The 9582-nt window shown below is 70.9% G+C and carries 13 protein-coding genes and 1 tRNA gene; 12 read left to right on the top strand and 2 right to left on the bottom strand.

Going from position 1 to position 9582, the window contains the following annotated elements; all coding sequences use genetic code 11:
- Nucleotides 1-147 precede the first annotated feature (147 nt).
- Nucleotides 148-285, top strand: coding sequence for a hypothetical protein (locus P1P75_RS36160; protein WP_167534906.1), 138 nt, complete (start codon nucleotides 148-150; stop codon nucleotides 283-285).
- Between the two features lie 18 nt (nucleotides 286-303).
- Here P1P75_RS36160 and P1P75_RS36155 read toward each other — a convergent pair whose 3' ends face one another.
- A complete protein-coding gene (locus tag P1P75_RS36155) occupies nucleotides 304-1851 on the bottom strand; it encodes a helicase HerA-like domain-containing protein (RefSeq protein ID WP_319263464.1) in 1548 nt (515 codons plus the stop codon).
- Nucleotides 1852-1956: 105 nt separating this feature from the next.
- On the opposite strand from P1P75_RS36155, the gene P1P75_RS36150 reads away from it, so the two are divergent.
- Both P1P75_RS36150 and P1P75_RS36145 read left to right on the top strand, forming a co-directional pair.
- Nucleotides 1957-2253 (top strand): type II toxin-antitoxin system VapB family antitoxin, encoded by a 297-nt coding sequence (locus tag P1P75_RS36150; protein ID WP_004943146.1) that lies wholly within the window; start codon nucleotides 1957-1959, stop codon nucleotides 2251-2253.
- A 148-nt stretch (nucleotides 2254-2401) separates the two neighbouring features.
- Nucleotides 2402-3022, top strand: coding sequence for a LytR C-terminal domain-containing protein (locus P1P75_RS36145; RefSeq protein WP_319263468.1), 621 nt, complete (start codon nucleotides 2402-2404; stop codon nucleotides 3020-3022).
- 40 nt (nucleotides 3023-3062) lie between these two features.
- On the opposite strand, the gene upp is transcribed toward P1P75_RS36145, so the two are convergent.
- A complete protein-coding gene (gene upp, locus P1P75_RS36140) occupies nucleotides 3063-3698 on the bottom strand; it encodes a uracil phosphoribosyltransferase (RefSeq protein ID WP_319263463.1) in 636 nt (211 codons plus the stop codon).
- Nucleotides 3699-3836: 138 nt separating this feature from the next.
- Here upp and P1P75_RS36135 point away from each other — a divergent pair, with 138 nt between their 5' ends.
- From P1P75_RS36135 to P1P75_RS36095, 9 genes are all read left to right on the top strand, one after another.
- Nucleotides 3837-4067, top strand: coding sequence for a hypothetical protein (locus P1P75_RS36135; RefSeq protein WP_319263461.1), 231 nt, complete (start codon nucleotides 3837-3839; stop codon nucleotides 4065-4067).
- 368 nt (nucleotides 4068-4435) lie between these two features.
- Nucleotides 4436-4984: a hypothetical protein gene (locus tag P1P75_RS36130; protein ID WP_319263466.1), complete on the top strand. Its 549-nt coding sequence runs from the start codon at nucleotides 4436-4438 to the stop codon at nucleotides 4982-4984.
- Between the two features lie 59 nt (nucleotides 4985-5043).
- Complete coding sequence (gene tadA, locus P1P75_RS36125) at nucleotides 5044-5475, top strand: tRNA adenosine(34) deaminase TadA (RefSeq protein WP_319263460.1); 432 nt, start codon at nucleotides 5044-5046, stop codon at nucleotides 5473-5475.
- A 68-nt stretch (nucleotides 5476-5543) separates the two neighbouring features.
- Nucleotides 5544-5628 (top strand) — tRNA-Ser (locus tag P1P75_RS36120).
- A gap of 181 nt (nucleotides 5629-5809) precedes the next feature.
- The gene (locus P1P75_RS36115) at nucleotides 5810-5986 is read left to right on the top strand and encodes a hypothetical protein (RefSeq protein ID WP_319263458.1); all 177 of its coding nucleotides are present in this window, start codon (nucleotides 5810-5812) and stop codon (nucleotides 5984-5986) included.
- Between the two features lie 52 nt (nucleotides 5987-6038).
- The gene (locus P1P75_RS36110) at nucleotides 6039-6332 is read left to right on the top strand and encodes a Dabb family protein (RefSeq protein ID WP_319263456.1); all 294 of its coding nucleotides are present in this window, start codon (nucleotides 6039-6041) and stop codon (nucleotides 6330-6332) included.
- A 175-nt stretch (nucleotides 6333-6507) separates the two neighbouring features.
- Nucleotides 6508-7338: an RNA polymerase sigma factor SigF gene (locus tag P1P75_RS36105; RefSeq protein ID WP_319263454.1), complete on the top strand. Its 831-nt coding sequence runs from the start codon at nucleotides 6508-6510 to the stop codon at nucleotides 7336-7338.
- 353 nt (nucleotides 7339-7691) lie between these two features.
- Nucleotides 7692-8603, top strand: coding sequence for an RNA polymerase sigma factor SigF (locus P1P75_RS36100; protein ID WP_319263452.1), 912 nt, complete (start codon nucleotides 7692-7694; stop codon nucleotides 8601-8603).
- Between the two features lie 71 nt (nucleotides 8604-8674).
- Nucleotides 8675-9397 (top strand): hypothetical protein, encoded by a 723-nt coding sequence (locus P1P75_RS36095; RefSeq protein WP_319263450.1) that lies wholly within the window; start codon nucleotides 8675-8677, stop codon nucleotides 9395-9397.
- The last annotated feature ends 185 nt before the right edge of the window (nucleotides 9398-9582 follow it).

Genomic DNA, 9582 nt, shown 5'->3' with positions numbered 1-9582 from the left:
GGCGCTTCCCCCGCCGCCCCGGCCGCCGCGCCCGCCGGCCCTCCTGGACACCCGGCGCACGGTGGTCCTGCGCTGCTGACGGTCCTGCTCCGCCCCAAGAACAGGACCCGTCAGTTCGACGCTTCGAGAGACACAAGGACCCCACCCATGCCGACAGACCCGTACGCGATCCTGCGCGCCCTGCTGCGCGCGGAGGCCGCCCGCAGCACGCCGACGAAACCGCGGACCGAGATCACCGACCGGCAGCAGGCGCGGCCGGTACCCGAGAACCGCCGGGGCCGCTGAGGTGCAGGCGGAGGCGGCCTACCGCCTCCGCCGTGCGGTGCCGAACAGCGAGCGCGTGATCTCCCGCCCGATCTGCGTGCCGACGGACCGGGCCAGCGACCTGAACATCTGGCTGCCGACGACCTGCTCGACGACGGAACGGTCCTCCCCGCCCTCACCCCTCCGCGGCTCCCCGGTCTCCTCCCGGCCCGCGGGCCGCTCCGCCGGTACGACGTCCTCGGCGGCCCGCGCCGCGAGCTTCTCGTACGCCGACTCCCTGTCCACAGCCTGTGCGTAGCGCCCGTACAGCGCGGACTCCTTCACCGCCCGGTCCAGGGCCGCCCCGTCGACCGGGCCCATCAGGGACTCGGGGGCGCGCAACCGGGTCGCGGCGACCGGCGTGGGGGCGCCGTTCTCGTCAAGGACGGTGACGACGGCCTCGCCGGTGCCCAGGCCGGTGAGGAGTTCCTCCAGGTCGTAGGCGGAGTCGGGGAAGGTCCTCACCGTGGCTTTGAGGGATTTCTGGTCGTCCGGGGTGAAGGCCCGCAGGGCGTGCTGGACGCGGTTGCCCAGCTGGGCGAGGACATCGCCGGGCACATCCTTCGGGGTCTGGGTGACGAAGAACACACCGACCCCTTTGGAGCGGATGAGGCGCACGGTCCGGGTGATGGCGTCGAGGAAGGCCTCGGAGGCGTCGTCGAAGAGCAGATGCGCCTCGTCGAAGAAGAACACGAGCTTGGGCCTGTCCGCGTCGCCGACCTCGGGGAGGTCGTGGAAGAGGTCGGCCAGGAGCCACATCAGGAAGGTGGAGAACAGCTGCGGCTTGTCCTGCACGGCGGGCAGTTCCAGGACGGAGACGATCCCGCGGCCGTCGTCCGCCGTACGCAGGAATCCGGCCGTGTCGAACTCCGGCTCCCCGAAGAAGTCGGACATGCCCTGCGCCTCGAAGGCGGTGAGGGACCGCAGGATCACACCGGCCGTGGCCGTCGACAGGCCGCCGATGTCCTTCAGCTCGCTCCTGCCCTCGTCGGAGGTCAGGAAGGCGACGACCGAGCGCAGGTCCTTCAGGTCGACCAGCTCCAGGCCCTTGCGGTCGGCGTAGTGGAAGACCAGGCCGAGGGACTGTTCCTGGGTCTGGTTGAGCCGGAGCACCTTGGACAGCAGCAGCGGGCCGAAGCTGGTGATCGTGGCCCGCAGCGGGATCCCGTGGCCCAGGCCGCCGAGGGCGTAGAACTCGGCCGGGAAGCCGCTGCCGGCCCATTCCTGTCCGACCTCGGCGGAGCGGGAGGCGACCTTGGCGTTCGAGGTACCCGGCACGGAGATCCCGGACAGGTCCCCCTTGATGTCGGCGAGGAGGACCGGCACTCCCTGCGCGGAGAGCTGCTCGGCGATGAGCTGGAGCGTCTTGGTCTTGCCGGTGCCGGTGGCGCCCGCGACCAGACCGTGCCGGTTGAGCATGGGCAGCGGGATGCGGACCTGTGCCTCGGGCAGACAGCTCCCGTTCCACAGCAGGGCGCCGAGATCGAGGGCGGGGCCGGTGAAGGCGTACCCGGCGGCGATCCCGGCGGCGCTCGGCGGCAGACTCATCGACAGCCCCTAGTTCCGGTATGAACCTGTTCGTCACGTCTTTTCCAGCCTCGCACTCCGCCACCATGGCTGCGCCCGGAACGTCTGGACCGGTAGGCTTTCCGTGTGATCTTCAAGCGCATCGGAAACGGCCGGCCGTACCCCGACCACGGCCGGGAAAGCACCCGGCAGTGGGCGGACGTCGCGCCGCGCCCGGTCCGCCTCGATCAGCTGGTGACCACCAAGCAGCAGCTCGACCTGGAAACCCTGCTCGCGGAGGACTCGACGTTCTACGGCGACCTCTTCGCGCATGTCGTGAAGTGGCAGGGCGACCTGTACCTGGAGGACGGCCTCCACCGCGCGGTCCGGGCCGCGCTCCAGCAGCGCCAGGTGCTCCACGCGCGCGTGCTCGAACTGGACTGAGCCCACCCCGAGCCACCCACCCGTCACCTCCCGGCCTCCTGCCGGTTGGCCCTTTCGGGTGCTCTGCGCGCTGTCGAATGATCATCTAGTAGGCATGGCCGCCAAGGCGCACTACGCTGCGCTCATGAGCATGCTGACTCCCCCCGGCATGGGCGGCCAATACCGGATCAGGGGGGACAAGTACCCCCGGATGCGCCCGCCCCGGCGACGCGGCAGGCTGGTCGGCGTAGTCGTCGGCTGCGGAGCGGTGCTCGGTGTGGCCGGCTGGGGAACCCTTCAGCTCATCGACGTCTTCACCGGCGGCGGGGGCACCGCGTCGGCGGCCGGCACCAAGGCCGGCTGCCTGACCAAGGCGAACCCCGCGGCCACCGCGCCGTCCCCCGCCGTGCTGCCCAAGCCCGCGCAGATCACCGTGAACGTCTTCAACGCCACCACCCGCAGCGGACTCGCCAAGACCACCGCCGACGAACTCAAGAAGCGCGGCTTTCGCATCGGCGAGGTCGGCAACGCCGGCCCGCAGTACGACAAGAAGGTCACCGGCACCGGGGTTCTGCTCGGTCCCGCGTCGTCCCTCAACACCTCGCTGCCGGTCCTGGCCACCCAGCTCACCACCGCCGAGCGCCGCACCGACGCCGCCCACAAGGGCGCCACGATCGACCTGATCATCGGCAACGGCTTCAAGACGCTGACCAGCCCGCCGGAGTCGGCCAGGGCACTGACGGCCCTGGCCGCACCGCAGCCGGCGGCGACCACGAAGAAGAACTGCTGACCGCCGTACCCCGGGAAGGCCCGGGAGGCACGGCGGGGTACTACTCGGCCGCGCCGTACAGGCGGTCGCCCGCGTCGCCCAGGCCCGGGACGATGTAACCGTGCTCGTTGAGATGGTCGTCGACGGCCGCCGTGACGACCGTGACCGGGTAACCCGCCAGGTCGCGCTCCATGATCTCCACGCCCTCGGGCGCGGCCAGCAGCACCACCGCGGTGACGTCGTCGGCGCCCCGCCGGATCAGCTCGCGGATCGCGGCGACCAGCGTGCCGCCGGTGGCCAGCATCGGGTCCAGGACGTACACCTGACGGCCTGACAGGTCCTCGGGCATGCGCGTGGCGTACGTGGAGGCCTGGAGGGTCGTCTCGTCGCGGATCATGCCCATGAAGCCGACCTCGGCGGTCGGCAGCAGCCGGACCATGCCGTCCAGCATGCCGAGACCGGCCCGCAGGATCGGCACCACCAGCGGACGCGGGCGGGCGAGCTTGACGCCGGTGGTGCCGGCGACCGGCGTCACGATGTCGACCTGCTCGGTCCGCACGTCCCGCGTCGCCTCGTAGGCGAGCAGGGTGACCAGCTCGTCGGCGAGGCGACGGAAGGTCGCGGAGTCCGTGCGGCGGTCGCGCAGCGTGGTGAGCTTGTGGGCGACCAGGGGGTGGTCGACGACGTGGAGACGCATGTCCACAACAGTAACCGGGCCCGACCCGCCCGGCGTCCCCACAAACAGTGAGCCCCTCCCCCTGGCTTGCGGGTTCCTTCGGCATCAAACCGCCCTTCGCAGGGAAGGTGGTGGGACACGGACCAGGGTGGTGGACCAATGGCGGACCTGCCAGAGCGTGCGGCGCCGCGACCGGAGGAGCCTGCGGAGGGACCTTCGGAGGGACCCGCGGAGAGGCCTGCGGAGACCGAGGGCGAGCGCCGCCGGCGACGCGCCCAGTTCCTGCGCGACCTGGCCGAAGCCCGCGAACTGCGCGACCGCGTCCAGCCGCGCCGCGCCAAGACCGCCCGGCTGCGACACGCGATGCGCATGCGCACCTTCCGCTGGTAGCCCCTAGGCCCTCGCGTTTGGATCATGCCGGGCTCGCGGGGTCTGATCCGAACGAAAGACCCTCGCCCGGCGCCCGTTGGGAAGATCGCCGACCTCACGCGCGTCACGGGGTGGGCGTGCGTGGCCGTACGCCAAAGCCGCGTACGATCCGCGGTGGTGGCAACGAGTGCGCTGGTCGAGTTGCTCGCGGCGTCCCCTTGGACCCGCGGCCAAAACGTCCGGACACAGGGAGCCGAAGACGTCCCCTGGACGTCTTGTTTCTGCCACGATGCCGAGTGGGTGGGGCTCGGAGCCTGAGCTCTCTCCACCCACAACCTCCGCCGGGGGGACCCCCAACCGGCACGCCTATGACCAGTGGGAGAGTCACGGTGTACTTCGCCGCACTGCTCGCGCGCACCGAAGACGGGTGGGAAGCGAGCGACACAGAGCTCGACGATGTGGAAACCCTGTCGGATCTGGCCGACCTGGCCCGGGAAGCCTCTCCCGACGAGGACACCGTCCTGGTGCTGATCGAGCAGGAGGACTCCTGGTTCGGAGTCGTCCGCATCGACGGCGAGGAGGACCCGCGCATCTTCGTCTCCGACGCGAGCGCAGCCGCCCGCAGTTTCTACGGCGAGATCCTGCTCACCGACGAACTGCTCGGCCGAGATCCGGGTGACGCCGACGACCTGGACGCCCTCGACCTCGACGGCACCGAGGACGGTGACGACGAGAGCGACGACATCGACGAGGACGACGGGGACGGCGTGGCGAGCGCCGGTCCGGCCGAGGCGGTACCGCACGGCCCCGTCGGCGACGCCGGCATCCTCGACGACCTCGGCGTCGGCGAGAAGGAACTGAAGTCGCTGTCCTCGGACGCGCTCACCGAGATCGCCGAGTCCCTCGGGGCCTCGGAAGTCCTGGAGACCGTCCGCTGACCGCACCGACCGAGGGGGGCCGGTCCGCCGACCCCGTACGTGACCCATGGCGGGCCGCGATGCGGCTCGCCCTGGACGAGGCCGCGCTGGCCGCCCTCGGCGGCGACGTCCCCGTCGGTGCCGTCGTCCTGGGCGCCGACGGCACCACCGTCCTCGCGACCGGCCACAACGAACGCGAGGCGGGCGGCGACCCCACGGCCCACGCGGAGATCCTCGCCCTGCGGCAGGCCGCCGCGCGGACCGGGGAGTGGCGGCTGACCGGCTGCACGCTCGTCGTGACGCTGGAACCGTGCACGATGTGCGCGGGCGCGCTCGTGCAGTCCCGCGTGGACCGCGTCGTCTACGGCGCCCGCGACGACAAGGCGGGCGCGGCCGGCTCCCTCTGGGACGTCGTCCGCGACCGGCGGCTCAACCACCGCCCCGAGGTCGTCGAGGGGGTCCTCGCCGAGGACTGCGCCGCGCTGCTCACCGAGTTCTTCCGCTCCCGCTGATCGCCTCGCGAATCCTCCCGGGGAATCCGATTTCAAAGCGGGGCTCACCTTGTTGTAAGGTCTCTCTCGGTAGCGTGTCCGAGCGGCCGAAGGAGCTCGCCTCGAAAGCGAGTGTGGCGCAAGTCACCGAGGGTTCAAATCCCTCCGCTACCGCTGATGACACCCCCTGAACCGTGGCACCACGGGTCAGGGGGTGTCTTGCGTACGGCCGATGCCGCGTACCCCCCGAAAACGCCCCGTCCGTCGTGGCGTTGGTCGGAAGAAATGATGTGCGGGTTACACTCGCGCCCGGCAAACAGGGGGCCCTAGGGGCAGTACTCAGAGGGAGGCCGCGGTGGCGGTGAACGCAAAGAAGATCGCCGTCTACGCACTCGTGGTCTTCGTGCTCTACGTGATCATCACGGACCCGGAGAAGGCGGCGGACTACGTCCAGATAGGCTTCGAGGGCATATCGGACGCCGCCAGCGCCATCGGCGACTTCTTCACCTGGCTCGCCGACGGAGCGAAGTAGCCGACGGAGCGAGGAAGAAGCGGCTGCGCGGCAGTAGCCACTGGGAGTGCTCTTGATCCGCCATCTGGTCCTCTTCAAGCTCAACGAGGGCGTCACCCGTGACGACCCCCGGGTGGTGGAGGGCGAAGCGGCCTTCCGCGCCCTGGGCGGGCAGATCGAGGAACTGCGCTCCTGGGAGCTGGGCTGGAACATCAGCGACCGGCCCATCGCCTACGACTTCGCGATCAACTCGGCGGTCGAGGACGCGGACGCCCTGAAGCGGTACCTCGAGCACCCGGCGCACCAGGCCGGCGTCGCCCTCTGGCGCGAGTTCGCCACCTGGGTGGTCGCCGACTACGCGTTCTGAGGCGCCCTCCACTGAGCCCTCCGCCGGAACGGCGGGGGGCTTTCGCGCGTCCTGCGGCCAACTTCTCGCTCAACACGGTGTTATGGGGTGCTTGCACACAGTGCACATGTCTTGTGATGCTATGACCGCTTTTGATGGATGAGTTGACCGAAGTTGACCTGACGAAGAGGTGGCGTTGACCGTGTCGGCCAGTACTGCGCCGCCTCAGGAAGAGGCACCCGCCCCGATGACGCCCGAGCGGCGCCGCGGCGCGGACACCCGGGCACTGACCCAGGTGCTCTTCTCCGAGTTGAAGAACCTCCAGCCCGGTACGCCGGAGCACGACCGCGTGCGCGGGGCGCTCATCGAGGCCAACCTCCCGCTCGTCCGCTATGCCGCCGGACGCTTCCGCTCCCGCAACGAGCCGATGGAGGACGTCGTCCAGGTCGGCACCATCGGCCTGATCAACGCCATCGACCGCTTCGACCCCGACCGGGGCGTGCAGTTCCCGACCTTCGCCATGCCGACGGTCGTGGGCGAGATCAAGCGGTACTTCCGCGACAACGTGCGCACGGTCCACGTACCGCGCCGGCTGCACGAGCTGTGGGTGCAGGTCAACAGCGCGACCGAGGACCTGACCACCGCCTTCGGCCGTACGCCGACCACCGCCGAGATCGCCGAACGGCTGCGCATCCCCGAGCAGGAGGTGCTGTCCTGCATCGAGGCCGGCCGCTCCTACCACGCGACCTCCCTGGAGGCCGCGCAGGAGGGCGACGGGCTGCCCGGACTGCTGGACCGGCTCGGCTACGAGGACCCGGCGCTGGACGGGGTGGAACACCGCGACCTGGTCCGCCACCTCCTGGTCCAGCTCCCCGAACGCGAGCAGCGGATCCTGCTGCTGCGCTACTACAGCAACCTGACCCAGTCCCAGATCAGCGCGGAACTCGGGGTCTCCCAGATGCACGTCTCACGCCTCCTGGCGCGCAGCTTCCAGCGGCTGCGGTCGGCCAACCGCATCGACGCCTGAGGGACCCCGGCAGGGGGAGGCGGGCTCGCGCGGCCCTCGGGGGGTAGCGTTTCGGGGTACCCCCTTCGGAGTGAAGACGCGTAACCGAACGCGGGAGCGATCCATCACCGTGGCGGGCGAATCACTCAATGGCGTACTTCCGGGCGGAACTGCGCTGAAACACCGTCACACCCCCTCTTTCCAGGGCCGATTCGTGACTCACATGTCGACATGTCACTACAGCGTGTTGCCGACATGTGACATTCTGCCGGAAGCGCGTTTGCCAGGGCTTCGGCTCCGGTATTCAGGTGAAGGCTGGCGTTCCTCGATCCGGAGCGTTCGTCACGACCGTCCCGCGACCCAAAGGGGGTGGCATGTCCGCAGACCAGGGCAGCTCGAAGGTGCTCATGCTCACAAAGAGCGAGTCCGCGCCCACCGAGCCCGTCACGACCGTCGAGCCCGACGTGCTCGTCGCCGTCACGGCCCTCGAGGCCGCTCCCGTCCCGGCCCTTCCGGCCACGGGGGCCATCGACACCCGCACCCTGTCCCGCTCCCTGTTCCTGCGGCTGGCCGCGCTCGACGAGGAGAGCCCCGAGCGCGCGTACGTCCGGGACACGCTCATCGAGCTGAACCTCCCGCTCGTGCGGTACGCGGCAGCACGCTTCCGCTCGCGCAACGAGCCGATGGAGGACATCGTCCAGGTCGGCACCATCGGCCTGATCAAGGCGATCGACCGCTTCGACTGCGAACGGGGCGTCGAGTTCCCGACCTTCGCGATGCCGACGGTCGTGGGCGAGATCAAGCGCTTCTTCCGCGACACCTCGTGGTCGGTGCGCGTCCCGCGCCGCCTCCAGGAGCTGCGGCTGGCCCTCACCAAGGCCAGCGACGAACTCGCCCAGAAGCTGGACCGCTCGCCGACGGTGGCCGAACTGGCCGTCGTGCTGGGTGTGTCCGAGGAGGACGTGGTCGACGGCCTGGCCGTCGGCAACGCGTACACGGCCTCCTCCCTCGACTCCCCGGCCCCCGAGGACGACGGCGGCGAGGGCTCACTCGCCGACCGCCTCGGCTACGAGGACACGGCGCTGGAGGGCGTGGAGTACCGCGAGTCGCTGAAGCCCCTGCTGGCCAAGCTGCCGCCGCGCGAGCGACGGATCATCATGCTCCGCTTCTTCGCCAACATGACGCAGTCGCAGATCGGCGAGGAGGTCGGCATCTCCCAGATGCACGTCTCCCGCCTCCTCACGCGCACGCTGTCCCAGCTCCGCGAGGGTCTGATCTCCGACTGAGCCACCGAGGCGGGCCGCCAGGCCCTGTCAGCGGGGTTCCTTCCTGACGAACCGTCAGCCACACTGGCGCGATGCGCCGGCCGATGTGGACACAGGGCCGCCGGGGCGCCGTACTGGGCGCGTCGGCGGCCGTCGTCATGTGTGCGGGAGGTCTCGGACTCCTGGCCGTGGAAGGCGACGGCCAGGACGGCGGTTACGTGGCGACAGGCGCGGCACCGGGCCCCTCGGGCGCCGCGCCACCGCCCACGGCCGGGGTGCGGCTGATACCGCTGGACGGCGAGGAGTCCGGACCGTCCCCCTCGGGCGAGGCCGCTCCGACACCGTCGGCGAGCGGCACCCCGCCGATTCCGCCTCCGGCCCCGGACGCGCGCCCTTCGTCGTCACGAGCGCCCACGGGCCCCGGCTCGCCCCCGGCATCCGCCGGTCCCTCCAAGTCACCGTCCACGGCGCCGGTTTCGCCCGCGCCACCACCCGCCGGCCCGGCCGTCCTGGACGTGGGCGAACCCGAACGCGCCGCCGCGGACCGCCGGTGGTGCGAGCGGGTGACGCTCACCTTCCACAACTCGGGCGGTACGACGGTCCGTTCGGGCTCGGTGACCCTGGGGACGCACATCATCGGCGCCCTGGGCATCGACTGGGCGACGATCGAGTCCACGCAGGACATCCCCACGCCGATCGCCCCCGGCGCCCGCGTGAGCGGCAGCTGGACGGTGTGCGTGGACGCCTGGCGGGTCCCCCTGGGCATGCATGTGGAGACACGGGACGTGTCGGTGCGGGTGACGCCGCCGGATTGACCGGGGGCGGGACGGGTGTGGGTACGGGCGGACGCGCCCCGTACCGGCGCAGCCGAGGCCCCGCACGGTCAAGGCCCGCCCGTCGTCCGTTACTTGAGCGCCAGCCAGGCCACCGCCGCCACGATCGCGACCGCCGCGACGATGCCGATGATCAGGCCGAGGCGGGGGCCGGTCGGGGCGGGGGC

Source organism: Streptomyces sp. ID05-39B, assembly GCF_033794725.1.
GTDB classification, from domain to species: Bacteria; Actinomycetota; Actinomycetes; order Streptomycetales; family Streptomycetaceae; genus Streptomyces; species Streptomyces bobili.
This window is presented reverse-complemented; position numbering and strand designations above follow the sequence as displayed.

Coding starts and splice junctions, on each gene's coding strand:
- P1P75_RS36135 (WP_319263461.1), top strand. CDS start 3,837: ATGGCGGACCTGCCAGAGCGTGCGGCGCCGCGACCGGAGGAGCCTGCG.
- P1P75_RS36160 (WP_167534906.1), top strand. CDS start 148: ATGCCGACAGACCCGTACGCGATCCTGCGCGCCCTGCTGCGCGCGGAG.
- tadA (WP_319263460.1), top strand. CDS start 5,044: ATGCGGCTCGCCCTGGACGAGGCCGCGCTGGCCGCCCTCGGCGGCGAC.
- P1P75_RS36155 (WP_319263464.1), bottom strand. CDS start 1,851: ATGAGTCTGCCGCCGAGCGCCGCCGGGATCGCCGCCGGGTACGCCTTC.
- P1P75_RS36100 (WP_319263452.1), top strand. CDS start 7,692: ATGTCCGCAGACCAGGGCAGCTCGAAGGTGCTCATGCTCACAAAGAGC.
- P1P75_RS36095 (WP_319263450.1), top strand. CDS start 8,675: ATGCGCCGGCCGATGTGGACACAGGGCCGCCGGGGCGCCGTACTGGGC.
- upp (WP_319263463.1), bottom strand. CDS start 3,698: ATGCGTCTCCACGTCGTCGACCACCCCCTGGTCGCCCACAAGCTCACC.
- P1P75_RS36145 (WP_319263468.1), top strand. CDS start 2,402: ATGGGCGGCCAATACCGGATCAGGGGGGACAAGTACCCCCGGATGCGC.